This is a genomic window from Dyella sp. GSA-30, assembly GCF_027924605.1.
Taxonomy (GTDB): domain Bacteria; phylum Pseudomonadota; class Gammaproteobacteria; order Xanthomonadales; family Rhodanobacteraceae; genus GSA-30.
On sequence record NZ_AP027042.1, the window covers coordinates 508,186 to 535,061 of the forward strand.

The 26,876-nt window shown below is 60.4% G+C and carries 20 protein-coding genes; 11 read left to right on the forward strand and 9 right to left on the reverse strand.

Features of this window, described 5'->3' with window-relative positions; all coding sequences use genetic code 11:
- The first annotated feature begins 22 nt into the window (after positions 1–22).
- The 3 genes from QMG46_RS02350 (at position 23) to QMG46_RS02360 (ending at position 3,053) form a co-directional block, all read left to right on the forward strand.
- Positions 23–1,081 carry a sensor histidine kinase gene (locus QMG46_RS02350; RefSeq protein WP_281850838.1) on the forward strand — a complete coding sequence of 353 codons (1,059 nt, stop codon included), beginning with the start codon at positions 23–25 and terminating at the stop codon, positions 1,079–1,081.
- Positions 1,074–1,853, forward strand: a complete 780-nt coding sequence (locus tag QMG46_RS02355) for a LytR/AlgR family response regulator transcription factor (RefSeq protein ID WP_281850839.1) — start codon at positions 1,074–1,076, stop codon at positions 1,851–1,853. Before QMG46_RS02350 ends, QMG46_RS02355 begins: the two co-directional genes overlap by 8 nt.
- Positions 1,854–2,003: 150 nt before the next feature.
- The gene (locus tag QMG46_RS02360; protein ID WP_281850840.1) at positions 2,004–3,053 is read left to right on the forward strand and encodes an alpha/beta fold hydrolase; all 1,050 of its coding nucleotides are present in this window, start codon (positions 2,004–2,006) and stop codon (positions 3,051–3,053) included.
- Here the strand turns inward: QMG46_RS02360 and QMG46_RS02365 are convergent.
- Both QMG46_RS02365 and QMG46_RS02370 read right to left on the reverse strand, forming a co-directional pair.
- On the reverse strand, positions 3,044–4,444 hold the full coding sequence (locus QMG46_RS02365; protein ID WP_281850841.1) for a heavy metal sensor histidine kinase: 1,401 nt from the start codon (positions 4,442–4,444) through the stop codon (positions 3,044–3,046). The two genes, QMG46_RS02360 and QMG46_RS02365, sit on opposite strands and share 10 nt — an antisense overlap.
- Positions 4,444–5,124 (reverse strand): heavy metal response regulator transcription factor, encoded by a 681-nt coding sequence (locus tag QMG46_RS02370; protein ID WP_281850842.1) that lies wholly within the window; start codon positions 5,122–5,124, stop codon positions 4,444–4,446. The genes QMG46_RS02365 and QMG46_RS02370 overlap by 1 nt, the downstream gene beginning before the upstream one ends.
- Positions 5,125–5,270: 146 nt before the next feature.
- Between QMG46_RS02370 and QMG46_RS02375 the strand changes: the two genes are divergently transcribed.
- From QMG46_RS02375 to QMG46_RS02390, 4 genes are all read left to right on the forward strand, one after another.
- On the forward strand, positions 5,271–8,465 hold the full coding sequence (locus QMG46_RS02375; protein WP_281850843.1) for an efflux RND transporter permease subunit: 3,195 nt from the start codon (positions 5,271–5,273) through the stop codon (positions 8,463–8,465).
- A 13-nt stretch (positions 8,466–8,478) separates the two neighbouring features.
- A complete protein-coding gene (locus QMG46_RS02380; protein WP_281850845.1) occupies positions 8,479–9,642 on the forward strand; it encodes an efflux RND transporter periplasmic adaptor subunit in 1,164 nt (387 codons plus the stop codon).
- 17 nt (positions 9,643–9,659) lie between these two features.
- Positions 9,660–11,180, forward strand: coding sequence for an efflux transporter outer membrane subunit (locus tag QMG46_RS02385; RefSeq protein ID WP_281850847.1), 1,521 nt, complete (start codon positions 9,660–9,662; stop codon positions 11,178–11,180).
- A 100-nt stretch (positions 11,181–11,280) separates the two neighbouring features.
- The gene (locus QMG46_RS02390; protein WP_281850848.1) at positions 11,281–13,656 is read left to right on the forward strand and encodes a DNA polymerase II; all 2,376 of its coding nucleotides are present in this window, start codon (positions 11,281–11,283) and stop codon (positions 13,654–13,656) included.
- Positions 13,657–13,681: 25 nt separating this feature from the next.
- Here QMG46_RS02390 and QMG46_RS02395 read toward each other — a convergent pair whose 3' ends face one another.
- From QMG46_RS02395 to kaiC, 4 genes are read right to left on the reverse strand one after another with little or no spacing between them, the layout of a single operon-like run.
- Complete coding sequence (locus QMG46_RS02395) at positions 13,682–15,742, reverse strand: hybrid sensor histidine kinase/response regulator (RefSeq protein WP_281850849.1); 2,061 nt, start codon at positions 15,740–15,742, stop codon at positions 13,682–13,684.
- A gap of 39 nt (positions 15,743–15,781) precedes the next feature.
- The gene (locus tag QMG46_RS02400; protein ID WP_281850850.1) at positions 15,782–16,099 is read right to left on the reverse strand and encodes a circadian clock KaiB family protein; all 318 of its coding nucleotides are present in this window, start codon (positions 16,097–16,099) and stop codon (positions 15,782–15,784) included.
- Entirely contained in the window at positions 16,096–16,458 is a 363-nt protein-coding gene (locus QMG46_RS02405; RefSeq protein WP_281850851.1) for a circadian clock KaiB family protein, read from the reverse strand. The genes QMG46_RS02400 and QMG46_RS02405 overlap by 4 nt, the downstream gene beginning before the upstream one ends.
- Positions 16,455–18,158: a circadian clock protein KaiC gene (gene kaiC, locus QMG46_RS02410; RefSeq protein ID WP_281850852.1), complete on the reverse strand. Its 1,704-nt coding sequence runs from the start codon at positions 18,156–18,158 to the stop codon at positions 16,455–16,457. The genes QMG46_RS02405 and kaiC overlap by 4 nt, the downstream gene beginning before the upstream one ends.
- Before the next feature lie 372 nt (positions 18,159–18,530).
- On the opposite strand from kaiC, the gene QMG46_RS02415 reads away from it, so the two are divergent.
- Positions 18,531–21,191: an alpha-L-rhamnosidase gene (locus tag QMG46_RS02415; protein ID WP_281850853.1), complete on the forward strand. Its 2,661-nt coding sequence runs from the start codon at positions 18,531–18,533 to the stop codon at positions 21,189–21,191.
- 179 nt (positions 21,192–21,370) lie between these two features.
- Here the strand turns inward: QMG46_RS02415 and QMG46_RS02420 are convergent, their stop codons facing one another.
- Positions 21,371–22,651 carry an amino acid permease gene (locus QMG46_RS02420; protein ID WP_281850854.1) on the reverse strand — a complete coding sequence of 427 codons (1,281 nt, stop codon included), beginning with the start codon at positions 22,649–22,651 and terminating at the stop codon, positions 21,371–21,373.
- Complete coding sequence (locus tag QMG46_RS02425; protein ID WP_281850855.1) at positions 22,648–23,772, reverse strand: aromatic ring-hydroxylating oxygenase subunit alpha; 1,125 nt, start codon at positions 23,770–23,772, stop codon at positions 22,648–22,650. The genes QMG46_RS02420 and QMG46_RS02425 overlap by 4 nt, the downstream gene beginning before the upstream one ends.
- Positions 23,773–23,894: 122 nt before the next feature.
- Here QMG46_RS02425 and QMG46_RS02430 point away from each other — a divergent pair, with 122 nt between their 5' ends.
- Both QMG46_RS02430 and QMG46_RS02435 read left to right on the forward strand, forming a co-directional pair.
- The gene (locus QMG46_RS02430; RefSeq protein ID WP_281850856.1) at positions 23,895–24,455 is read left to right on the forward strand and encodes a carboxymuconolactone decarboxylase family protein; all 561 of its coding nucleotides are present in this window, start codon (positions 23,895–23,897) and stop codon (positions 24,453–24,455) included.
- A 55-nt stretch (positions 24,456–24,510) separates the two neighbouring features.
- On the forward strand, positions 24,511–25,245 hold the full coding sequence (locus QMG46_RS02435; RefSeq protein ID WP_281850857.1) for a helix-turn-helix domain-containing protein: 735 nt from the start codon (positions 24,511–24,513) through the stop codon (positions 25,243–25,245).
- Positions 25,246–25,488: 243 nt separating this feature from the next.
- Here QMG46_RS02435 and QMG46_RS02440 read toward each other — a convergent pair whose 3' ends face one another.
- Positions 25,489–25,779, reverse strand: coding sequence for a YciI family protein (locus tag QMG46_RS02440; protein ID WP_281850858.1), 291 nt, complete (start codon positions 25,777–25,779; stop codon positions 25,489–25,491).
- A 110-nt stretch (positions 25,780–25,889) separates the two neighbouring features.
- Here QMG46_RS02440 and QMG46_RS02445 point away from each other — a divergent pair, with 110 nt between their 5' ends.
- On the forward strand, positions 25,890–26,855 hold the full coding sequence (locus tag QMG46_RS02445) for a GlxA family transcriptional regulator (protein ID WP_281850859.1): 966 nt from the start codon (positions 25,890–25,892) through the stop codon (positions 26,853–26,855).
- Positions 26,856–26,876 lie beyond the last annotated feature (21 nt).

The window sequence follows — 26,876 nt, forward strand, 5'->3', positions numbered from 1 at the left end:
CCCGTATTCCAGGCTGCGCCTGATGCTTATCTCACTGCTGGTCTGGACGGCTGTCGGTGTAGTTTTCGCGGTGCCACGTTTTGCGTCGAACGCGGCATGGTGGCCCGTGTTGCGCACTTCGTTGGCGGAGTGGTGGGCGTGGGGACTGCTGGTTCCGGCGATCATTGCGGTGGATCGGCGTCTGCCCATCGCCGTAAGCAGCCTTGGAACACGGCTCGCCGTTCACATCGCTATCGGCATTCCAACCACTCTGGTGTACTGCTACGTTGCCGCCCTGTTCCGGGCGGCGATGGGTGTGCTCGCATGGCCTGACGCCATGGGCCTCGGTCCTTTGGATGAGACGCTGAAGGGCGGATTCCTGTGGAGTCTGCTGGTCTACCTGCTCGTGGTCGGCGGTTGGCAGGCCATGCAATACAGCCAGCACTATCTTGCTTCACAGTTGAGGCTCGAACGGATGGAGCGGAATTTTTCCGAGGCACGCTTGAATGTCCTGCGCATGCAGCTCGATCCGCACTTTCTTTTCAACGCGCTCAATACCATCTCGTCACTTGTCGTAAGCCAGCCCAAGCTGGCGCGTGGAATGATCGAGCAACTGGGCGATCTGCTGCGTCTTTCGCTGGAATCCGGGCGCCGACAGCAAGTGCGCTTAGGTGAGGAGCTCGAGTTTCTCGGTCATTACCTCGCCATCCAGAAGATGCGTTTTGGTGACAGCTTGCACGTCATCGTCGATGTTCCTGCGTCCACTCGCGACCTGATAGTGCCGGGACTGATTCTGCAACCGCTGGTCGAAAATGCGGTTCGCCATGGGCTGTCGCCTCGCCCGGGCGGCGGCACCGTCTGGGTGAAGGCATCGGTCGACGCTGCCACGCTGTACATCACTGTCGAGGACGATGGGGTCGGGCTTGGCGACAGCTGGACGGATGACGGCGCTGGATTGGGGCTGAGCGTCACCCGCGAACGTATTGCCATGCTTCATCCAGCGCACAATGCGAGCCTCCATATCGGCCCACGCGAAGGTGGCGGTGCGCGCGTTCGTGTCTCGATACCCATCCATACGGCAGAGGCGCTCAGCGATGCGTGAAGCAAGCGCTTATCGGATCCTTATCGTGGACGACGAGCTGCCGGCGCGTCAGCGTCTGCGCGAGTTGATGGAAAGCGATGCCGATGTTGGCGACATCATGGAGGCGGAGAATGGGCTCGATGCCGTCGAGGCGATCCTGCAAAAGCAACCCGATGTCGTTTTTCTGGACGTTCAAATGCCAGGGCTCGACGGGCTGGGCGTGATCGACACGATCGGCATCGAGCGCATGCCCGTAACGGTCTTTGTGACGGCCTTCGATCAGCACGCCGTGCGTGCGTTCGAATCGGCCGCCATCGACTATGTACTCAAACCCTACGGCGACGAGCGCATGGAGGCTGCGTTCACCCGTGCAAAGGCGCGCCTGGACGACAGACACCTGCGCGAGTTCGGCCAGAACGTGCTCCAACTGCTCGATAGCCGCCACCTGGACAAACCGTTTCTCGATCGCATCGTCATCCGGGAACGCGACAAGACCGATCTGATCCGGGTCGAATCGATCGACTGCATCGAAAGCGCGGGCGTCTACGTGGCATTGCACGTGGGGCGCGAGCGCATCATCCACCGCGCCGCCCTGGGCGAACTGGTCGCACGGCTCGATCCGCGCCGCTTCGTTCGCGTGCATCGCTCGACCGTGGTCAACATCGACAGCATCGTGCATCTGGAGCCAGCCACCCACGGTGAATTCGATCTCGTCCTGCGCGGGGGCCACCGCGTCCATGTCAGCCGCACCTTTCGGCCCTTGCTTGAGGCCCGGCTCGGGCAGTCGTTATAAGGCGGTCCGGCTTTTGTATCGGAATGTATCCGGGCTCGACCTTGGCACATTGCGATACCTTTTGATGCATCCCGTGACATATCCGGGATGCGCCGCCATGGTCTTCTATCCACACCAAACGACCCGATCGTTTACTTACTGGAGAGGACCATGCACAAGAAGACGAATCTCAGCGGCCGCAGTTTCCTGGCGGCTGCGACCATGGCGATACTGGCAACCCAGGTCGTGGCGGGCAGCCTGCATGCTCAATCCGCGCAGATGCAGCCGAGCCAGGCCACCATGCCGGCCCCCGTTTCCCAGGATGCCTTGGGCCCACTGAAGCATGTCCATGCTGGCGTGCTGGATGTCGCTTACGCGGAGTTGGGGCCGGCCGATGGCCCGGTCGTCATTCTTTTGCATGGATGGCCCTACGATATTCACAGCTATCAGGATGTCGCGCCGGCGTTGGCAGCGAAGGGCTACCGGGTGCTTGTCCCGTATGCGCGTGGCTACGGCGAGACCCGTTTCCTGTCCAAGAACACCATGCGAAACGCCGAACCTGCCGCACTGGCCAAGGACGTCATCGACTTCATGGACGCGCTCAACATCAAGCACGCGGTGCTGGGTGGCTTCGACTGGGGTGCGCGCTCGGCGGATATCGTCGCGGCGCTGTGGCCGGAACGGGTGAAGGCGCTGGTAAGCGTCAGCGGCTACCTGATTGGCAGCCAGGAGTCCGGCAAGGCGCCCTTGCCGCCCAAGGCCGAGTATCAGTGGTGGTATCAGTATTACTTCACCACCGAGCGCGGTCGGATCGGCTACGAGAAGAACCACCGTGATTTCGCCAAGCTGATCTGGCAGCTCGCCTCACCGAAGTGGAACTTCGATGACGCCACCTACGAACGCAGCGCTTCGGCACTCGACAACCCGGACCATGTCGCCATCACGATCCACAACTATCGCTGGCGGCTGGACCTGGCCAAGGGTGAAGCCAAATACGATGCACTGGAAAAGCGACTGGCCCAATTTCCGAAGATCTCCGTACCCACCATCACCCTGGAGGGTGACGCCAATGGCGCACCGCATCCGCAACCGGAGGTGTACGCCAAGCAATTCACCGGCAAGTATCAGTTTCGTCTGATCACCGGCGGTGTCGGCCATAACTTGCCGGAAGAAGCGCCGCAGGCGTTTACGCAGGCCGTGATCGACGCCGATCACCTTTGATGGGAGCTAGGGAACCAGAGCACAAACCGTGTGATTCCCTCTGGATGACTATCTACCGTGACGTTGCCACCATGGAGCTCCATGATGCTTCTCACGATAGATAGGCCCAGACCGGTAGAGTTCGCCGAATCGCTACGGGAACGATCCACCCGGTAGAAGCGGTCGAACAGCTTTTCCAGGTGCTCCTGCGCTATACCGGCCCCAGGGTTTTCCACCGTGACAGTCACCGCGCCATTCATATGCTCGGTAAAGAGCGTAATCGTCTGTCCCTGCGGGGTGTAACGCAGTGCATTGGATAGAAGATTTCCCACGGCTCGGCGAAATAGTTCGCGGTCCGCGCTGATGCTGGCTTGCCCCTGGATACGGATATTGATTCCGGCTTCCGAGGCGATGCCTTCGAAGTAATCGACGATCTGCTCCAGCTCGATGCCGATATCCAGGTGTACGCGCTGAAGGGCAAACTGGGGGTTGTCCGCACGCGCCAGGAACAGGACGCTTTCGATGGTCCGGCTCACCCGATCACATTCCTCGATATTGGAGGCAAGCAGCGCCTGGTATTCCGCGGGAGTACGCGCCCGAGTCAGCGCCACTTCGTTGGTGCCTCGCAGATTGCCGACCGGTGTACGCAGGTCGTGAGCGAGATCCACGGTGAACTGCCATACCCGGGCGAAGCCACCCTCAAGTCGATCCAGCATCTCGTTGAGCGCGCCGGAAAGGGCGTGGAATTCCGCAGGCGCATTACCGGCCGACAGGCGCGTATGAAGGCTCTGTGCGTTGATGGTGGCCGCATCGGTCGCCATGGAGCGCAAGGGCCGCAGCGCCCGGCGCACCAACAGATGACTGAGCACAATCGCCGCTATCATCCCGGCCAATAGCCGCATGGCCATATCCCGGCCATAACGTCGCAGCAGTGCCTCGCGATCGGCGAACGAGCGCGCCACCATAATCGTCACGTGGGCTCCATCGCGTACTTGCCCCGCCACCGCTATGCCATGTACGGGCAACCCATGATCGCCATACCACGTGTGTAACATGCCGGCGATGATGCGTTGCCCGATAGGAACCGCGCTCGGGAGATCCAGCGGGTACGCCGTCGGGTTGTAGTCAATGACAGTCTTGCCCGTGCCATCGACCATGCGCAACGCGTTGCTGGGGTCGCCAAGAACACTGACCACCATCCGATCCTGATGAGCCTTGAGGTCGTCAAGGGAATCCAGCTCGGCGACGAGCCGCCGAAGATGGCGCGCGGACAGCACCAGATTGGTTTCATCCTGTTCGTAAACGCGATGCTCGGCCGCCCGGTAGAGAAGCCATCCCACCAGGATGAAACACGTCGCGATGATGACCACGAAGGTGACCGTCAGGCGCGCACTGAGCGAAAGGCGATGCATCAGGCCCCCTCGTGCTCTTCGTCCAGCACGTAACCCATGCCCCGTACGGTATGGATGAGCTTGGTGTCGTGACCGTCATCGATCTTTACCCGCAAGCGTCGGATGGCGACTTCGACCACATTGGTATCGCTGTCGAAGTTCATGTCCCACACGTATGACGCGATCTGCGTACGGCTCAGCACTTCGCCACGCCGTCTCGCCAGCAACTGAAGCAAGGCGAACTCCTTGGGTGTCAGATCGATGCGCTGGCCATTGCGCTTCACCCGACGGCGTACGGCATCGATTTCAAGGTCGCCGATGTGGACATGTTCGATATCGCGTGGCGGGCCACGGCGCAGCAGGGTTCGGATGCGCGCCAACAGCTCGACAAACGCAAACGGCTTCACCAGGTAGTCGTCGCCGCCGAGCTCCAGCCCGCGGACACGCTCTTCCAGCTCATCGATGGCCGTAAGCAGCAGCACCGGCGTGTCTTTCTTCATACGGAGGCGGCGCAGAATTTCCCATCCGTCCATGCCCGGGAGCATGACGTCCAGAACTATCAGGTCATAGTCCTCCTCCAGCGCCTGATGCAGGCCGTCGATGCCGTTGGCCACCACATCCACCGTGAAGCCGGACTCCTCGAGTCCCTTCTTCAGGTACTCGCCGGCTTTCTTTTCATCTTCAATGACCAGCAGGCGCATGGGAACTCTCGCGGGGTGCCTGAACGCATCATACGCGCGACATCCCGGGGGCGTGATTACAGATTCGTCAGGAAGCTGTCAGGGGTGCGCAAGCGCCTGTTCTTTAGCCTTCCGCATGACCTGATCTGTGAAAGAGGGAGCCCGTTATGTGGATCGTCCAATTGGCGCTACGGCGACCCTATACCTTTATCGTGCTGGCGTTGCTGCTGGCCATCATCGGTCCGCTCATGGTGTTGCGGACGCCGACCGATATCTTCCCCAATATCAACATTCCCGTGTTGAGCATCGTATGGTCGTTCAACGGCTTTTCGGCCGACGACATGGCTAACCGCATTACCACGCCCTACGAGCGTGCATTGACGTCGGACGTCGACAATATCGAGCACGTGGAATCACAAACGGTCAACGGCGTCGCTGTGATCAAGGTGTATTTCCACGAGGGCGCGGACATCAATCGCGCCATTGCGGAGGCCTCCGCCAACGCGCAGTCCATCCTGCGCGTGCTTCCGCCGGGTACGCTGCCACCGCTGGTGATCTCGTACAACGCTTCCACGGTGCCGATCCTGCAGCTGGCGCTGTCCAGTCGTACGCTGCCCGAGCAGCAGCTGTATGACCTTGGCAACAATTTCATCCGCACCCAACTGGCCACCGTACAAGGCGCCGCTATTCCTCTGCCGTTCGGCGGCAAGGTGCGCCAGATCATGGTGGACATCGACCCGAAGGCATTGCAGGCCCATGGTCTGTCACCGCTGGATGTGGTCGACGCCGTGAACGCGCAGAACCTGATCCTGCCTGGCGGCACCGCCAAGATCGGTGCGCTCGAATACAACGTCAACCTCAATGGCAGCCCGACTTCCGTCGACGCACTCAACCTGATGCCGGTAAAGGCAACAGATGGCGGGGTTACCTATCTGCGTGATGTGGCGACGGTACGCGATGGTTTCGCGCCTCAAACCAATATCGTGCGGGTGGACGGCACGCGCTCCGCGCTACTGCAGGTGGAGAAGTCGGGCGACGCATCGACGCTCGACATCATTGCATCCGTCAAGGGACTGCTGCCGAAGATCGCCGCGGGGCTTCCCAAGGCGCTCGACATCAAACCGGTCTCCGATCAATCGGTATTCGTCAGCTCGGCCGTGCAGGGCGTGGTTCGCGAAGGTCTGCTTGCAGCGGGTCTGACGGCCATCATGATTCTTCTGTTCCTTGGCAGCTGGCGTTCCACGCTGATCATTGCCATCACCATCCCCCTGTCGGTGGCGACCTCGCTTATCGCGCTCTCCGCGCTCGGGCAGACCATCAACATCATGACCTTGGGCGGGCTGGCGCTGGCCGTGGGCATTCTTGTCGACGATGCCACCGTGGCCATCGAGGCGATCAGTCATCATCGGGACATGGGCAAGCCGCTGCACGACGCGATCATCGATGCATCGGCACAGATCGCGCTGCCCACCCTGGTGTCGACGTTGTCGATCTGCATCGTGTTCCTGCCGATGTTCCTGCTGTCCGGCGTAGCGCATTACCTTTTCGTGCCGCTAGCCGAGGCAGTAGTGTTTGCGATGCTGGCCTCGTACTTCTTTTCGCGCGCGCTCATTCCCACGCTGGCGATGTACATGCTTCGCAATGATCGTGTCGCAGGGGATGCCAGTCAGGGTCGATTTGGCTGGCTTCGCCGGTTCCAGCAACGTTTCGAGCACGGCTTCGAAAGCATTCATGCGCACTATCAGCAGATACTGCGGACCGTGCTCGCCCATCCGCGTCGTCTGGCGGCGGTGTTTGTGATCGTCTGCGGCGGCTCCCTGCTGCTGGTGCCATTCCTCGGCCGTGATTTCTTCCCAACCTTGGACACCGGTGAGATCCGTCTGCATATGCGAGCACACACCGGCACCCGTATCGAGCAGACGGCGCGCGTGGTCGATCTGGTGGAACAACGCATCCGAGCCATCATTCCGCCCCGGGAACTGGGCAGCGTGCTGGACAACATCGGCCTTCCGGTCAGTGGCATCAACATGACCTATGACTCCTCGTTACCCGTGGGCTCGGCGGATGCGGATATCCTGATTTCCCTCAATCCCGACCATCACCCCACAGCCGCGTACGCCACCGCGCTTCGCGACCATCTCAATCACGAGTTTCCGGGCGTGACGTTCTCATTCCTCCCGGCGGACATCATCAGCCAGACGCTGGACTTTGGCTTGCCTTCGCCCATCGATGTGCAGATCGTGGGCAACGACAAGGTCGGTAACCGCAAGGTCACCGAGGATCTGCTGGCCCAGCTGCGGCATGTCGACGGCCTGGTCGATCCGCGTATCCAGCAGCCGGACGATGCGCCGTCCATCAATGTCGATGTCGACCGTGTCAAGGCCCTCCAGGCCGGCTTTCAGCAGCGCGTTATCGCACAGAACCTGCTGATCGCGCTGTCCGGCAGCTCGCAGACATCGCCGAATTTCTGGCTGAACCCGAAAAACGGCGTGAGCTATCCGCTGATGACGGAAGCGCCTCAGTACACCATCGATTCGTTGCAGGCACTGAGCAATATCCCTCTGACGACAGACAACGGCAGCAAACAAGCGGAGCCTTCCATTCTCGGCTCACTGAGCACGCTTAGTCGCGCCTCGCAGGACGCCGTGGTTTCGCATTACAACGTGCAGCCCGTCATCGACATATTCGCTGGCGTCCAGGGACGCGACCTCGGTGCCGTGAGCGGTGATATCGATCGCCTCGTTGCCGCTGCAAGAGCGCATCTTCCCGCTGGCTCCAGTATTGCCGTGCGTGGCGAGGTGCAGACCATGCAGTCCTCCTTCAAAGGGCTGCTGCTTGGACTCACGTTCGCGGTTTTGCTGGTCTACGCGTTGATGGTGGTTAACTTCCAGTCGTGGACCGACCCACTCATCATCATCAGCGGGCTGCCGGGCGCATTGGCCGGCATGACCTGGATGCTGTTCGTCACCCGAACGACCATCAGCGTACCCGCGCTTACCGGTGCGATCATGTGTATCGGTATCGCCACGGCCAACAGCATTCTCGTGGTCAGCTTCGCGCGCGATCGTATTCATGAAGGTGCGACGCCGCTTCAAGCCGCCTTCGATGCCGGCGCCACCCGCTTCCGCCCGGTACTCATGACGGCGCTCGCCATGCTTATCGGCATGCTGCCGATGGCGTTGGGGCTGGGAGATGGCGGCGAGCAAAACGCGCCGCTGGGCCGTGTGGTGATCGGCGGCCTGATGTTCGGCACCGTGACCACGCTTGTCTTCGTTCCCGCGGTATTCGCCGCGGTACATACCTGGCTCGACCGTCGCCAGAAGTCCCTGCCCGCGCTTCCTTCCCCCCATTCGATGTCCTGACGGGAGAGATACCATGTCCGCATCTACACCGCTTTCCTCACCCTCTCATTCGCGACGCTACATCGCGGCCGCCATTGCTGCCGTATGCCTGGCACTGATCGCGGGCAGCTTGCCACGGCTGTCCGCGCACACGGCCGTCGTGCACCAGACAGAGGCACTCAGCGTGCCAACGGTAGCCGTTATCGCTCCCGATCATGCACCGCTACAACAGTCTCTGGTGCTGCCCGGCGACGTCGAAGCTTTCCAGGAAGCCAATATCTACGCGCGCACGAGCGGCTATCTCGGTCGCTGGCTGGTCGACATCGGCACGCACGTTCATAGCGCACAGCTGCTTGCCGAGATTGAATCGCCGGAGATTGATGCCGAGCTGGCGCAGGCTCGTGCGGATGCGGCGACAGCATCGGCCAATTATCAGATCGCCAAAGTGACCGCGGCGCGCTGGGAAGACATGCTCAAGAGCAATGCGGTCTCCCAGCAGTCCAGCGAGGAGAACGTGAGCACCATGAAGGCGAAGCAAGCCATGCTGGCGGCCGCGCAGGCAAACGTGAACCGATTGCAGCAACTGCAATCTTTCGAAAAGGTCTATGCCCCCTTTGACGGCGTCGTAACCACACGCAATGTCGATGTGGGTGCCCTGATCGATGCAGGCAACGGCGGCACGCCGGCAGCGCTGTTCAAACTGGCGGAGACCGACAAGCTACGTGTCTTCGTCAATGTACCGCAGGACAACGCCGCCGATGTGACGCTCGGCTCACGCGCCACCGTGACCCTGCCGCAGTACCCGGGCAGAACGTTCGTGGGCAGCGTGGCACGCACATCGGGCGCCATCGATCCGGTCAGCCGCACGCTGCGTGTCGAGATCGACATGGCCAATACGGATGGCTCCATTCCGCCTGGCGCGTACGCGCAGGTCACACTTGCGCTCACCGCCGCAACGGCCACGCTGTCATTGCCAGCCAATGCGCTTCTGTTTCGTCCTGCGGGTGTCGAGGTGGCCACGGTCGACAGCAAAGGCCGCGTGCAACTGATGCCGGTGACGCTGGGAAGGGACTTCGGTACGCGCGTCGACATCCAAACCGGCCTGCGCGGTGACGAACGGATCATCGTCAATCCGGGCGATGCCATCAGCGACGGGCAACCGGTAAGCATCAACCCGCATCCCACGAACGCGAACTGAGCGAAGGCGAAACACTTATGCGTACTCCACTCGTTCCACGCTGCGCTTACGCACTCATGGTCATTGTCGGGACCACCCTTGCCATGGGCTGCACGCCAGGGCCGGAGTATGTCCGGCCGTCGATCAAGGTGCCTGATCATTTCAAGGAAGCTGCGGCCCAGGTAACCGAAGCGCAGCGCGCCGCTCCCGGTTGGGTTCCGGCCCATCCGGCCGATGCGGCAAACCGCAGTGACTGGTGGACGCTGTTCGGCGACGACACGCTCGATCGCCTCGAAGCGCGCGTCGATGCGGGTAATCAGTCGATCGCCAGGAGCGTCGCCAATCTACGTGCCGCGAAGGCGCAGGCCAGGGAAGCGCGCGCGGCATACTATCCAACGATCACAGCCGGTATCGATGCCAATCGCAACCACACTTCGCAGAACGTCGTGGGACGCTCGCTCGCCGGAAAGACCGTGTCGGACTATGACGCCGGACTGGACGTGTCCTGGGAGCCGGATCTCTTCGACCGCATCGGCCATCAGGTTGACGCGGCCAAAGCACGCTTCCAGGCCAGCGAGGCCGACCTCGCATCGGTGCGGCTGGCCATGCACGCCGAACTTGCCATCGATTATGTGGATCTGCGAAGCGCCGACGCCGAGGCCGCTCTTCTTCAGCAGACGGTTGCCGACTACACGAAAGCGCGCGACCTTGTGCAGGTACGTTTTACCGGTGGCATTGCATCCGAGTCGGATCTGGCAGAGGCAGAAACGCAGTTGCAGGTAGCTAACGCGCAATGGGTGGACCTGGGCGAAAGTCGTGCGCACTACGAACATGCCATTGCCACGTTGATCGGCGTGCCACCCGCAGAGTTGACTATCTCCCCTTCTACGGCGGCGATCAGCCTTCCCTTCGTCCCGCCGGGCGTCCCGTCCACACTGCTGGAACGAAGGCCGGATATCGCCGCCGCGGAACGCCGGGTGGCCGCGGCCAATGCCGACGTCGGTGAGGCGACATCAGCATTCTTTCCGGATCTGCTGCTGTCTGCATCCGGTGGCGTAGAAGCATCCGGGATAGCCCAATGGGCTGCGCTTCCCAGTCGTTTCTGGGCCATTGGCCCGGCACTGGTCGGCACACTGTTCGACGGAGGGCGCCGCAAACAGGCGTTGCATCAGGCCGAGGCCAATGAAGATGGCGCCGCCGCCGACTATCGGCAAACCGTACTGTCGGCCTTCCAGGATGTGGAAGATAATCTCTCGTCAGTACATGTGCTTGCCGACGAAGCCGGCACCCAGCTGCATGCCGTCGACGCATCCGGTCGAGCCGAACAACTGTCACTCACCCGCTATAAGGCGGGGGCGACTGACTACCTGGAAGTCGTCAGCACCCAAAGCGTGAGCCTTGCCCAGCGGCGCGCCTACGTCGAGCTGTCACGGCGCCAATTGGAATCGGATATCCGTTTGATCAAGGCGATCGGTGGTGGCTGGCATGTCGACGACGCGTCGCATGTTTCCGGAACGCTTGCCCTGGGGGGACACGGGCCTGCCCCTTCGAGTCCATAGGTGGCCGCGCGCCGGAATAGCCACCTGGCAGCGGTGGCGTCGGCTGCTCACGCGACGACGCCGCACCGTCGAGGTGGTGCTACCTGGTTAAAATGGGCCGGTGAGCACACGTCATGAGAACGGCTACATCCTTACTCGCCACTGGCGCGACACAAAGGATGGCAGCGATATCGAGTTGTGGCTGGCGACCGAGTCGGGCGCCCGCCGCATACTTGTTACAGGTCAGCGAAACGTAGCGTTCGTTCGTGCAGCTGCGCGTACGCAAGTCGAGGCGCTGATCCGCAACGAGAGTGGCGTGGAGTTGGCGCCCTTGCCGATGAAAACGTTCGAGCAAGAGCCCGTCCTCGGGCTCTATACCCGGGGATATCGGGCCCTGCTCAAGCTGGAGAAACAGCTGGCCAAAGAAGGCATCGAGCTGCTTGAGGCCGATATCCGCCCCGACGATCGCTATCTGATGGAACGCTTTATCACGGCCAGCATCGTCATCGAGACGGAAGGTAGCGGCGATACGGCCACGCTGGTCAATCCGCGCCTGCGGCCGGGTGAAAGCTATCGTCCGGCACTGCGCCTGGTATCGCTGGATATCGAGACAAGCGCGCAAGGCGAGCTCTACTCCATTGCGCTCGAAGGGTGCGGGCAGCGGCAAGTCTTCATGCTCGGCCACCCCCATGATGGGGAGACGCCCGACCTGGATTTCGAGCTGACCTACTACGAAGAGCGCGCACAGCTTATCGTCGCGCTCAACAACTGGTTTCGCCATCACGACCCCGACGTCATCATCGGTTGGAACCTGATTCAGTTCGATCTTCGCCTGCTCCAGGCATGCGCGGACACATGTGGACTGATCCTGACGCTTGGACGTGGCGGTACGCCCATCGAGTGGCGAAACCATCAACGGCGCGAAGGCTACATTTTCGCGACCATCCCCGGCCGGCTGGCTATCGACGGCATCGAGGCACTGCGTTCGGCGCTCTGGAGCTTTCCCTCGTTCAGTCTCGAAACCGTCGCGCAGGAGTTGCTTGGCGAGGGCAAGGCCATCGAAGATCCGTACAGCCGGATGGCGGAAATCGAGCGTCGCTTCAATGAGGACAAGCCCGCCCTGGCCCGCTACAACCTGAAAGACTGTGAGCTGGTGACGCGCATCTTCGCCAAGACGAAGCTCATGGAATTCCTGCTTGAGCGAGCGAACGTCACCGGCTTGCAAGCCGATCGCATGGGCGGTTCGATCGCCGCCTTCAGTCACTTGTACTTGCCGCGCATGCATCGCGAAGGCTACGTGGCTCCCAATGCAGGTGCACGCACGGGCGAATCGTACCCGGGCGGCTTCGTCATGGAGTCTTGCCCGGGTATCTACGACTCCATCGTTGTCCTGGACTATAAAAGCCTTTATCCCTCGATCATCCGCACGTTCCTGGTCGATCCGATCGGCTTGGCCGAAGGCATGCTCGCCACCGATCCCAAGGCCACGATTCCGGGACCCAAAGGCACGCGCTTCTCGCGCAGCAAGCACTGCCTGCCGGGCCTGATCACCCAGCTATGGACCGGACGCGACAAGGCCAAGGCGGCAGGGAACGCGCCACTGTCGCAGGCGTTCAAGCTTCTGATGAATGCGTTCATCGGCGTGCTCGGCGCCGCGGGCGGAAAGTTCTTCGATCCCAAGCTGGTCTCTGCCGTGACGCTACGTGGCCATGAAATCATGCGGAAGACGCGCGCATGGGTCGAGGCGGAAGGCTACGAAGTGATCTATGGAGATACGGATTCGATCTTCATCTGGCTGGGAAAGCGCTATCCGGAAGCCGAAGCACTGGCCATCGCCGATCAACTGGTTGCCCACATCAATACGAAGTGGGCAGAGCAACTGAAGGCGTCATTGGATATCGATTGCTATCTGGAAATCGAATTCGATGCGCACTATCAGCGATTCTTCATGCCAACGATCCGCGGAAGCGATCAGGGTAGCAAGAAGCGTTACGCCGGCATGGTCTTGAATGACAATGGCCAGGAGGAACTGGTCTTTCGTGGCCTGGAAACAGTGCGAAGCGACTGGACGCCACTGGCCAAACGGTTTCAGCGGGAGCTTTTCGAAAAGATCTTCCGGGAGGAACCGTACGCGGATTTCATCAGGAACTATGTGGCCGACCTGCGCGCGGGAAAACTCAACGACCTGCTCACCTACCGAAAGCGGCTACGTGGAAAGCTCGATTCCTACGATCGGATCACCCCGCCCCAGGTCCGCGCCGCTCGCCTGGCCGATGAGCACAATGCCCGGCTTCGCCGTCCGTTGCAGTATCAGAATGGCGGATGGATCAACTATGTGATGACCGTCAATGGCCCGGAACCGCTGGAGGTATTGCGTTCGGCCGTCGACTACGACCACTACCTGCTTCATCAGTTGAGGCCTATCGCCGAGGCGATCCTCTCCCCGATAGGCGGCCGGTTCGATGTCTTGATATCGCAGCAGGCTGAGCTGTTCTAATGAGCTGCGTGCGAGGAACCCTGGTCTATGCGTCGTCTCGACGAATGACCGCGGCGACTGCCTCGGCCAGTTCCGCCGCGGTGTATGGCTTGCGCAAGCATCGAATCTCATTGAGCGCCTGTTCGGCGGTCAGGTGTTGCGCGGTATACCCCGAGCACAGTAATACCGGAATCAAGGGAAATTCGGCCCTGATCGACAGGGCAAGCTGTGCGCCATTCATGCCGCCGGGCATGATGACATCGCTGAAAACGAGATCGACGGCCGGGCCAGTCCGCAACATGCCCAGTGCACTTGGTGCGTTGTCGGCCTCTCTTACGGTGTAACCGAGGTCTTCCAGCATCGCATGCGCTACTTTTCGTACATCGTCGTCGTCTTCCACCAGGAGCACCAAACCCTGGCCCGTTGCAGCGACTTCGCGATCGGGCAAGGCGCCTGCGTTTAATGACTGATCTTCGGTACGGGGCAAATAGATACGCACGCTTGTACCGGCGCCCGGGGAGCTATCGATAGAGACAAACCCTCCCGACTGCTTGGCGAAACCGTAAACCTGGCTAAGTCCTAGACCGGTGCCATGGCCGACGCCCTTGGTAGTGAAGAACGGCTCGAAGACGCGTTCCACGATTTCCGGTGACATGCCGGTACCGGTATCGGTGACCTCGATGACCACATAGTCGCCCGGCTTGATGCCAGTGGGCACATGCGATCGAGCGTCCACATACTGCGGCCGCGTCGAGAGTGTCAGCGTGCCGCCGTTGGGCATGGCATCGCGTGCATTGATGGCGAGGTTGAGCATCGCCGTCTCGAGCTCGTGCGGATCGGTCAGGCAGTACCATGTCTGTGGCGCACGCCTGATTTCGATGCTGATCGTCTCGCCGATGGCACGATCCAGCAGGAGGCGGAACGTTTCGAGACGGTCATCGATGCACACCGGTTCGGCGTGAAGATCCTGATGCCGTGAAAAAGCAAGAAGCTGTCGATTGAGCTTTTCGCCACGGGACACGCCCAGCTTCGCCGCATTCAGGTGCTTTTGCGAGCGCTCGTCGCGCGGAACCCGGTCGGCAAGAAGTTCCAGACTCCCGCCAATGACCATCAGAAGATTGTTGAAGTCATGCGCAACGCCGCCAGTGAGTTGCCCGAGCGCTTCCATTTTCTGCGCGTGCCGCAATTGCTCGTCCATAAGACGGCGATCCGTGACATCGGAAACCACGCCTGCGATTCGCACGGCTTTTTCATCGCGGTAGTACGTTCGACCGATGACATGAACCCATCGGATCGCCCCATCGCTCGTTCGGCGGATACGTTTCTCGAAACTGATGTTTCCATACTTTTTTGCGGCGTCGAACGCTGCCGCGACATCCTGACGATCCTCCGCAAGGAAATAGTCCAAGGTAGCTTCGATACGCAATGGCGACAGCGCGTCGTGACGCCCGAATATCTCTTCGTAACGCGGCGAGCGCTGCAGGAATCCCGTGGCCAGGTCAAAGTCCCAATTACCCATCCCGGCTGCGTCGAGCGCGACAAACAGGCTTTCCTCCGCGCGACGGCGATCTTCGATCTCCTGGCCCAACCGGGCGTTGGCTACGGTCAGTTCATCGTTACGCTGGCGAACCAGGGTCTGATCGGTGAACACGGCGCACACCACGGTTGGTGCATCGTCGGCGACCGTTACGTTAGCGAATGACACCAGCACCGGAACGCGAGTCCCCCGCGTAGAGACCAGCGTCAGTTCCGTCCCGCTCGACGTACCCTGTTCGAGTAGCCTTGCAAAGACGCTGCGCTCACCGGGTGACAGGATGAGATCGATCTTGATGCCTATGATGTTTTCGCGAACGAAGCCCGCCAGGGTCGCGAAACGCTCATTGCAGTACAAGATGGTCCCATCCCGACTCAGCGTGACCGCACCCTCCTGCATCTTTTCCACCAGCACACGATAGGGCCGATCGGCGTTCTCTAGCGTGTAGACGCGTGTCCCTGACGGGCCTCCCACTACAACGGCATCGACTTCGCCCTGGCGAATGGCGTCGAGTGTTTCCTCCGCCTCTTGCAGGCGAGCACGAAGTTCAGCGATCAGGATTTCTTCGGACATACCATGGGAAAGTAGTTACGGGACCTTCATCGTAGGCATTCAGTCGTCGGTTCTGAGCGGAAGAATATTGAGCCCGGCGAGTACGCGCTCCTTGTCGGACAGGTCGCCAATGATGCGCCGGAGCGGCTCAGGCAGGATCTTCACAAGCGTAGGGGTAGCGATGACCTGCAGTTCTTTCGTCGCCTCCGGATCCTCATAGACATCAATGACTTCGAGGTCGTAACGTCCCTTCAGATTTTCGTCGCATATCTGCCGCATGTTCTGGATGGCACGGGCCGAACGCGGGGTAGACCCGGTAATGAACAGGCGAAGTTTGTAGCGTTCGGCTGTGTCGTCAAATGGCCCATCCGTATTCATGGCGATTGGAAATCCTTCGGGCGAATGTCGAGGCCAACGAGCAGACGCTCGGTATCGGCGAGATTGCCGATCACTCGCTTCAGTGGTGGCGGCAGTCGCCGCACAAGGGTGGGAAGCGCAACGATCTGATCGCCCGCAGCGAGTGTGGGGGTAACCAGTAGATCGATTACGTCTATGGTGTAGCGGCCAGCGAGATATTTCTCGCAGATATGCTTGAGGTTGGCTATCGCCGCCAGGGATTTTGGCGTTTGCCCGGCGACGTACAGGCGTAGATTGTAATGGCCGTTATCGTTGAACTCTCCCAGATCTTCCATTGCCTTATCCGGCGAGATTTCGCTGCTATCGGGCTTATTGCTCATGGCTTCATACCTCGCCGTGTGGCCATGCGGGACCGATCATCGGCATAGACGACTTCTTGCGCCTCTTCCTGTTCAATGCGTGTCTTCATTTCCGCCTCTTCGGTGTCGAGCTCGGCCTTGAGGTCGGCGATCTGGCGCTCGACTGACGCACGCTTTCGCGCCATCTCACGCCGACGTCGGGCTATGCCCTGAGCTCGCGTGTTGCTTGCGTCACGCTCACGTGCCTCCTGGGCCAGCCTGGCCGTGCCAGTCAGCACGCCCTCGGTACCGATATACGCGTCAACCAGTTCGATGCCGTTATCGGTGAGCTGGTATTCCCGCAGCTGCTTGGAGTGGTTCATGCCGCGCGATTTCAGCAGATAAAGCAGCCGGTTGCGCTCGCCGTTGGCTTCATGGTCCTTCAGCGAGATCCAGGTATCCATTAGCGAAGAAACGCTGCGCTCGCTTTCGTCCATCAGCTCGCCGGACGAAGACAGGCTGGTGAACACAGCGGTGATGCCTCGGGTCTTGCAGATATCTGCCAGCCTCACCAGGGTCGCATGAATTTCCAGCGAGGGTCCTCGAAACGCAGAGATCGGGTCCACGACCACCACTTGCGGAGCAAAGTCCTCGATGTCACGGTTCATGCGCGCAAGATGCATTTCGAAACCGAACAGGCTGGGCCGCGCTGCCTCGAAGCGCAGCAGGCCGGCATCAATATGTGGCTTGAGCTCGATACCTACCGAGCCCATGTTGCGGACGATCTGATCTTGTGACTCCTCGAACGCGAACAGCATGCAGCGTTCGCCCCGGTGGCATGCGGCGTTGATGAAAGCCGCGCCGAAGGTGGATTTCCCGGTGCCGGCAAGACCTGAAATAAGCACACTGGAGCCGCGAAAATAGCCCCCGCGTCCAAGCATCGCATCGAGCCCCGGCACGCCGGTCGAGACCGACTCACGCGAGATCTTGTGACCCAGGCCGGCCGACGTGATGGGCATGACGCTGATGCCGCGGTCGTCGATCAGGAAGGGATACTCATTGGTGCCGTGCGCCGAACCGCGATATTTGACGACACGAAGGCGGCGCGTCGTGATCTGCTCATCCACACGATTGTCGAGCAGGATGACACAATCGGAGACATATTCTTCGATGCCGTAGCGGGTCAGCTGCCCGTCGCCACGTTCGCCGGTAATGATGGCGGTGACGCCCTTGTCCTTCAGCCAGGCAAACAATCGCCTGAGCTCGGCGCGCAAGATACCTTTGTCGGTAAAGCCGGCAAACAGCGCCTCGACCGTATCGAGCACCACGCGCTTGGCACCGATCGCATCGATGGCGTGATTGAGCCGGACGAACAACCCCTCCAGGTCGTAATCTCCGCTTTCCTCGATCTCGGCGCGCTCGACGTGCACGTGGTCGATCACAATTTTCTTCGCCGCAACGAGGTCGGCAAGTCCATACCCCAGCGATGCGACGTTCTGCTCCAGGTCGACAGCGCGCTCTTCGAAACTCATGAAGACGCCGTTCTCTCCGTAATCCCTGGCGCCGTTAATCAGAAACGTGACCGCTAACAATGTCTTGCCGCAACCGGCCGCACCGCACAGCAGCGTGGGACGCCCGGCAGGCAATCCACCCAATGTGAGGTCGTCCAGACCGCGTATCCCGGTAAGCGTCTTGGCCAGGGCAATGGATTCGGCGTGGTTCGATATCTTTGGATCGTTCATGGGTTGGCATCTTTGAGCTGACAAGCTCTACAGTGATTGAGCGACCGCCCAACGCTGAGGATGAGGCGGTCAATAGGCCGTGAAGGCTTTGCAAAGTTCGCATGTCAAATTGGCCGGCACCGCGCCGCAATATCATGGCTTGCCGCGGTGTTGGATCGTCTCTGAATACCAGCTATCCATGTTGGGAGACGACCGTCCACAGACAGACGCCGGTTAGGTTGGCGGCAATAATGGTTAAATGCGCGTCGCGACCCACCTTATTCGTCGAGACTTCGACCCCAAGCGATTTTGATGCGTTTATTTCCTTGCCGCCGCGTTCTTGGACTCATCGGGCTGTGGATTTGCACGCTGCCTGTCCACGCGCAGAGTGGTTTGCAGCTTCAATCCCTTACCATCGACAGACAAACGCAACCGCTATCCATCGATGTCCCGTCGCCTTCCTTTGCCTGGGTGGTGGCTAATGCGCCGCGCGGCACGACACCCGGCGGTTATCGAATCGAAGTAGCGCGCAGCATGGCCGCGCTGGCTGCCGATCGTCCCGACCTATGGGACAGCGGCCTTGTAGCCGGCGATGCCTCTTTCGACGTCGCGTATAACGGGCCACCATTGACTCCGTCGAGTCGGTACTACTGGAAAGTGGTTGCGCACACGTCGGCAGGTAATGCGAGTGCTACATCCTGGTTCGAAACCGCACCGTCGCCACAGCAATGGTCCCGGGCACAATGGATCGGCAAGCCTCCGGGCGGCTCTTTGGCTGCGCCGCTGCTGCGACGCGTTTTAACCGTAAAGAACGGCCTCGAATCGGCACGCCTGTATGTCGCCGCAGGTGGCTACGCCAACGTGTCGATCAATGGAAAGCCCGCTAGCGATGCCGTTCTTTCGCCCGATTTCACGAATTACAACAAACGCGCGCTTTATCTTGCGCATGACGTAACGGCCCTGTTAAAGCCCGGCTCGGCCAATGCCATCGGCATCGAGCTTGGACGTGGTTACTACGGACTCACCAATCCGAATGTATGGCATTGGGAAAAGGCGCCATGGCACGGCGAGCCGCGCGTACGTGTACTTCTTAAATTATGTTACGTGGACGGTCGTTGCGAGTTCGAAGGAACTGATGCGCACTGGCGCATCCACGACGGCCCGACGGTACTTGACGATGTATACGGTGGCGAGACCTATGACGCGCGCCTCGAGCTACCTGGCTTCGACACGGTAGCTTTTGACGATCGAAACTGGCGCGCAGCCGCCGTATTGCCCGCACCAGAGGGCGTACTGCAGGCGCAGCGCGAACCGCCGGTGCGCGTAGCAGCAACGTTGCAGGCGACCACGATCACCAGGCTGCCCAGCGGTAGCTACGTGTTCGCTTTTCCGCGTGTCATCGCCGGCTGGGCCACGCTGGCCATGCAAGGAAAAGCCGGCGACACCATCGTTTTACACTATGGCGAAAAGCTATTGCCCGATGGCAGTGTGGACGACCGCGACGACCATCATTACTTCGGGCACGGCCTGCAGACGGATCGCATCACCCTGGCCGGTCGCGGTGTGGAGCACTGGCACTCGCGCTTTTCCTGGAAGGGATTTCGCTATGTACAAGTCGACGGTTGGCCTGGGTCCGCACCGTCGCTCAGCGCGATGACTGCACAAGTCGTGCATTCCGATGTTGCAGTCATCGGTCACTTCAGCAGCAGCCATCCGTTGCTCAACTGGATCCATACCGCCGCTGTCGATACCGTGCTGAATAATCTTTACGGCATACCCACCGATACGCCGATGTACGAGAAGAACGGCTGGACCGGCGACGGCATGCTCGGCGCAGATATGATGTTGCGCAATGTGGACGCCGATACGTTGCTGTCCAAGTGGGTGCGGGACATTGCCGATGCGCGCAATGCCGAGGGCGCGCCGCTACTGATCGCACCCAATCCGGGTTGGGGTGATGTACGCGCACCACCCTGGCATGCGGCGTATGTACTGGTTCCCTGGTCGCTGTATTGGCAACGCGGTGATCGGCACGTATTGGCCGAGCATGTCGATGGCATGGCGCGTTATGTCGACCTTGAGTTTGCACGCTCATCCGGCGGCATTGCCGATACCGAGCTTGGCGACTGGGTCAGTCCCAGCACGCCTGCCGATGGTGGTAACGCGCCGGAGGACAAACGTATCGCGGCAACCGCCTATCTCTATCGTATGGCCGAAACCATGGCGCAAATCGAGCGTGTGCTTGGCAACGACGACACGTCGCGCCATTTCGATGCGATGTCGGCGCAGGTACGGTCCGCCTTCAATCAGCAGTTCTTCGATCCGGCCCAGGGACTATATCGAGGACAAGGCGATGAGGGTGTGCGGCAAACCCACCAATTGCTTGCGCTGGATTTTGGCCTGGTTCCGGAAGCGCAACGCCGGCGAGTGGTCGATGCCCTGGTTCAAGCGGTGCATGCGCATGACAACCATCTGGACACCGGCGCACTCGGCAGCAAGCTGCTATTGCCGACGCTGACAGCCATGGGGCATGCCGACCTCGCGTGGATCGTTGCAACCCAGACGAGTTTCCCCAGCTGGGGTTATTGGCGGGAGAACGGTGCCACCAGCTTATGGGAGCACTGGAAACTGGATGCCCGCTCTCGAGGACATTACTTTCTGGGCAGTATCGACGATTGGCTATTTGGGGATGTAGCGGGTTTAAAGCCATTGGCGCCGGGATGGCAACGTATCGGCATATATCCCGCCCTTGTTCCATGGCTGGATCACGCTGAAGCAGACACCATGACGCCGTTTGGTCGTACTGCTGTGGCTTGGTCCCGCTCACGAGGGAAATTGCAACTCGACTTAGAGGTTCCCGTTGGCAGTACCGCTGAGGTACACCTGCCCAGGGTTGCTCCGGAAGGCGTGACGGAATCGGGGCAGTCTCTGTCGACATTGAAGTGGGTGCATGGATTGCACGCGTGCGGCACAGACACGTGTTTTGAGTTGGAGTCTGGCCAGTTTCGTTTTTCAGCTTGGACAGTCCGCAGCGCCGCCGCGGGTCGCGACTGAAGATGCCACTTAGAACCCTTCCCTATCCGTCGTCCCGGCGAAGGCCGGGACCCAGTGCCTTACGCCTCAGCGTGCAGAAGACACTGGGCCCCGGCCTTCGCCGGGGCGACGATGAAGACTGAGGTTTTGGAGGTTCCCTGAAATCGCGCCCACAAAAATTCGGCTGTTGCGGCCGCCGATCACTTCACGGCGTAACGCTGCCATAAATAGATAGGCAATCCAGCGAACAGCAGCACAGCGCCCCACAGCAAGGTCTCGGTCCCCGTACCGATTAACGCCCACAGACTGAAAGCTAGCGCGCCTAGTGCGACCACCCGCCGCCACATCCTGGCGCTGCTGTCGATACGCCACCATGCCAGCACGGTGACGAGATAGGGAACCAGCGTCGCCGCAGTGGATAGCAGGATCGTGAAGGTAAAGAGCGCCACCAACGTGCGGCTGTAATTGGAGACAATCAGCACGCTCGCGAGAATGCTGCTGATCAGCAGCCCCACCCACGGCGTATCGCGTTTATCCAGGCGAGCGAAGCAGGCTGGAAACAAGCCATCCTGTGCGGCAGCCAGCGACGTCTGCGCTTGCAGAAGCACCCATCCGTTGAGTGCGCCGAAGCACGAAACGGTCGCGGCGACACCGATCGCGATGCCCGCGGCGTCACCCCATACTCTCCTTGCCGCTTCGGCCATCGGCGCTGCCGATGCGTGCAGCACATCGGCTGGAAGCATGCCGACGACCACCGTACAGGCCAACATGGTGGCGAGCCCGGCGATGGTCATACCGTTAATGGTGGCACGCGGCACCGTGCGTTGCGGATCCTTGACGACGCCGGTTGGCACGGTGGCGGTTTCGAGGCCAAGAAACGCCCACAAGGTGAGTGCGGCAACGGATGAAGCCACGCTCACCAGGGGCAGTCCGCTGGAATTGAAAGGTACAAAGGCGCTCATGTGCACCCAGCCCAGTCCCAGCAAACCAAAGACCACCAGCGGCACCAGCTTGAGCAAGGTCGTTACGATGGCTGTACGGCCCGCTTCGCGCACGCCGGCCAAACTAATGAATGTGCAGATCCACAGCGCGCCTAATGCGCACAAGGCGCTGCGCAACGGAGTGAGCGTTGCTGCTGGCCACACAGAACCCAGGCTGCCGGCGAACGCAACGGCAATCGCCGCATTGGCTGACCATACGCAGACCCAGTAACTCCACGCCACGAGGAAACCGACACGGTCACCGAATGCTCGCCGTGCATAGGCATAGGCGCCGCCGTGGTTGGGAATGATCTGCGCCAGCCACGCATACACCAGCGCCAACATCAACGCGCCGCCCAAGCTGATTCCCCAACCGAGCAGACTGGCGGCGCCATAAGGCGCCAGTGCTGCCGGTAAAACAAACACGCCCGATCCGATAATGTTGCCGATGACCAGCGCGATCAGCATCCATTGCCCGAGCGACCGTTGGCTGTCGCTCATGCGTGGGCGAGCGAATCGCGGTAGGCGCGGCGCACCATTTCATGGAAATGGTGAACGGCGTTCTCGCGTAACGGATTCAACCGCCCGGCCTCGTACGAACCCGAAGCAAGCCCGCGTTGTACGTCTTCACAGATGGTGACGTCTTCGTCCTGCACTTCGTCGCTGAACGCAATGTCCTTCGCACGGCGAGCCTGTGCTTCCGGACTGCTGGCCGGCGTGTAATAGAAGTCGAACTCTACCCGGCAACGGTCGACACCCAGCGGAAGGACACGATTGGTCTGTAAACGGCCCGGCAGGATGTTGAGCATCGCATTGGGGTACAGGAAGTAATACAAGGCCTCGCCGCTACCGTAGAGATCGTCGCCGCTTTCCAGTGGACTGAACTGGAACGAATACCACTGGGCGGTTTCGGTGATATAGCTGCGATAGTCGAGCAGGCTGTTCAAGCCTGGATGAATATGCGGTACGTGATAACCCTCCAGGTAGTTATCCACGTAGACCTTCCAGTTACAGGCGACGTCATAGCTTTCACGATGATGAAACTCATAGTCGTGCAATGCGCGATGCGGCCCGAGTCGCGCATCGATGCCCGCGACGAATTCATCGAACGGCGGCGCTTCGCCTATGGCAACGAAAACCAGACCTTGCCATAGGTGTACGCGAACCTCGGGAAGGCGGATGTCCGCGGGATTGAAGTCCGGCGTGCGGCCCATTTCCGGCGCGCCACGCAGCACGCCGTCCAGGCCATAGGTCCAGCCGTGGTAACGGCAGCGCAGATTCTGTGCGCCCTTTCCATCGCAGTTGGCAATCGGACCCGCGCGATGCCTGCACACGTTATGGAAGGCGCGAATGGTCGCGGCGTCACTGCGCACGATCAGCAGGGGTAGCCCGGCGATCTCAGTCACCACATGGTCGCCAACGTTGAGCAGTTGCGATTGATGGCATACCAGTTGCCAGCTCCGCGCAAAGATCGCCGATGCGTCCAGCGCCGGCATGCGCGCATCGGTATAGAAACGGGCCGGCAAGGTCAGCGCGACATCGAGCTTTTGCGGAGCGAGCGTATCGGGGGAAAGCAACTCGGTCATGGCGGCATGTGGCGACGGTGATGGCCGAGTATTCATCGAACTGCGCTGCAGCATCAACGCCTGGTTATTACCTTTCAGGTAATTGGCTTGTCGAAGTCTCGCCCATAGGCTGCCTATACCGTCATCGATTCCGATGCGCTCATTCAAAGAGATCCCACATGTCAGCCTTTCCCATCCATACGATCCCATCCGCGCCTGAACCGTCCAAGCCGTCCCTTGAAGCGCTGCAGGGTGCGTTTGGCATCATCCCTAACATTGCCGGCGCCATGGCCACCTCCCCTGTCCTGATCGGCAGCTTGGTCGGGCTCTTCGGCAAGGTCCATGGCGGCAGCTTTTCCGAAGAGCAGATCCAGATCGTCCTGCTTACCAATGCCGTAACCAATGCCAGCGCCTGGGCGGTGGCATTTCATTCCTTCCTGGCCGTCAAAGAAGGCGTCGATGCGGCGGACGTCGAGGCCATTCGCGAACGACGGACGCCGTCAGCCGGAAAGAACGCTGCCCTTTCCACATTGGCGCGAACCCTTATCGAAAAGCGCGGGCATCTCGACGACCAGGATATGTCGACTTTCCTTGGCGCCGGCTTCGGCAGGGATCACCTTCTGGAAGTCATTGCCATCGTCGCCGCGTCCACAATCACCAACTACACTGGCAATGTCACCAAGCCACCGTTGGAGGATGCCTTTGAGGCATATCGTTGGCATGCGCAAAGAGCCGAATGAACTGGGACGTCTACTACGTCATTGGCGTGCAGTACGTGGCACCAGCCAGCTGGAGTTGGCGCTCGATGTCGACATCTCACAGCGACACTTGAGCTTTATCGAAAGCGGTCGAAGCGCGCCCAGTCGACAGACATTGACCGGCATTGTCCAGTCGCTGGATGTTCCGCTACGGGAGCGAAATGTGATCTTCCTGGCGGCGGGTTTCGCGCCGGTCTATTCGGAAGCGCCCTGGAATGCCACGGAAATGCAGGGCATTACTCGCGCGCTCGATCGGATGCTGCGCCAGCATGATCCGTTTCCCGCCATTGTCATGGACAGGTATTGGAACGTGCTGGCTAGCAATGATTCGTCGCCTCGTTTTTTCGGATCGTTCATCGACATGGCAGCGCGCACTGGACCGCGCAATATGCTGCATCTGATTTTCGATCCCGCCGGGATGCGGCCATTCGTCGTGGATTGGGAAACGGTGGCCAGAAGCCTTATCCAGCGCGTCTATCGTGAAGCGGTCGGGCGCGTTCTGGACGAAAACACCCAGGCTTTGCTCGATGAACTGTTTGCTTACCCAGGCGTCGATGCCTCGTGGCGGCTACACGGATCGGTCGGCTCCGACCCGAACCTGCCGATGATTCCCATGGGATTTAATAAAGACGGCAAGGTACTCAGTTATTTTTCGATGGTGACCAGTGTAGGGGCGCCGCAAAGCGTCGCGGCACAGGAGCTTCGGATCGAGTCGATGTTTCCTGCGGATGAGGAGACAGAGGTGTTTCATGAGAAGTGGATGTCGGCTTGATTCATTCCCCGCTATTGGTGGCCAACTTTGGATTATCCGAATAACCACCTACTCGTCATCCCGGCGCAGGCCGGGACCCAGTGACTTCGGTTCCCGGTTTTTGCGTTAGAGCAAATGCTTGATAACTCTCGCGACAACCGACCACAAAGTCACTGGGTCCCGGCCTGCGCCGGGATGACGATAGGAAAAACTGAGGTTATTCGGGCTGCCTTCTGGTGCGGCCGGGGCCGCCTCAACAAGGGCTTACTTGCCCTGAATCAACAACCCAAGCGGCAAAAGAGGACTGACCGGGATCAAGTCGTAGCTCATCAGGTTCGCAGCCACCAGCGGTAACGTCGCCAGCGTTGCCTTGGCTTGCTCAACCGATTCGGCATTCATGAGAAAGATGGGTCCTGCATTCTCACGGAACCAGAACTGCTCGATGTGACCGTCGAGATAGTGTTTGAGCGTGGCCGGGACTTCGCTCGGCAGATACTGCTGACGTTGTTCGGGCGTAAGCGGGGATTTCACGGAAGCGATAGCCATGACTTTCATTGGTGGTCTCCTCGTTGGATGAGCATTGCGATGTGCAACGAGGAGCAATCTAGTCTTCGTCCTGGCGAAGCGGTATCGTCGTAAATGACAACTTTAGGGTCATTTACGCCATGCGAATTTCCATCCTCGCGCTGGACGGCCTGTTCGATACAGGCCTGACCGTCGCCCTGGACGCCTTCGGGATCGCCAACAATTTTGCAGCTCGGCAATCAGGTGGCCCGGCGCCTTTCGAGGTATCGACCGTGGGGGTGCGTAAGAGCGTCCGGTCCGGTCACGGACTATCCGTGCCCGTGCAAGCCATCACACCCGCGCTGAAGCCGGACTGGGTAATCGTCCCGGCGCTCAATACAAGCACGCCGGAACGACTGGTTCCGGCGCTTGAGCGGCGGGACGTGTGTCAGGCCAAGACGCAGTTGTTGGCATGGCATGCCGAAGGCGCGCATATCGCCGCGTCCTGCATCGGATCGTTTCTTCTGGCGGAAACCGGACTGCTCGATCACCAGGAAGCGACGACCACCTGGTGGCTAGCTCCGCTGTTTCGACAGCGCTACCCGAACGTAGCTCTGGACGAGTCCCGCATGCTCGTGCCCTCGGGCAGGATGGTGACCGCCGGCGCGGCGATGGGACATCTCGATCTCGCCTTGTGGCTGGTACGCAAGGCCAGCCCGGAGCTGGCCGGACTGGTCTCACGTTATTTGCTTGCCGACATACGCTCTTCGCAAGCGCCCTACATCATCCCCAATCATCTGGCGCAGGCGGACCCACTCATTCTGCGCTTCGAAAAATGGGCGCGAGAGCATCTGAAGCAAGGATTCTCACTGCAGGAGGCCGCCAACGCGTTGGCAACGAGCGCTCGCACGCTGCAGCGCCGCTGCCAGACGGTACTCGGCAAGTCGCCACTGGATTATTTTCAGGACCTGCGCGTCGAGCGCGCGCGGTCGCTTGTTCAGAGCAGCAGCCTCGACCTCGAAGCGATTGCCGCCGAGGTGGGCTATGTCGACGGTGCCACATTGCGGACGCTCTTGCGTCAGCGCCTGGGGCGAGGGGTGCGGGAACTTCGTGCCGATCTGCGCTGATGGCCGTGTCGAAATTCGTCG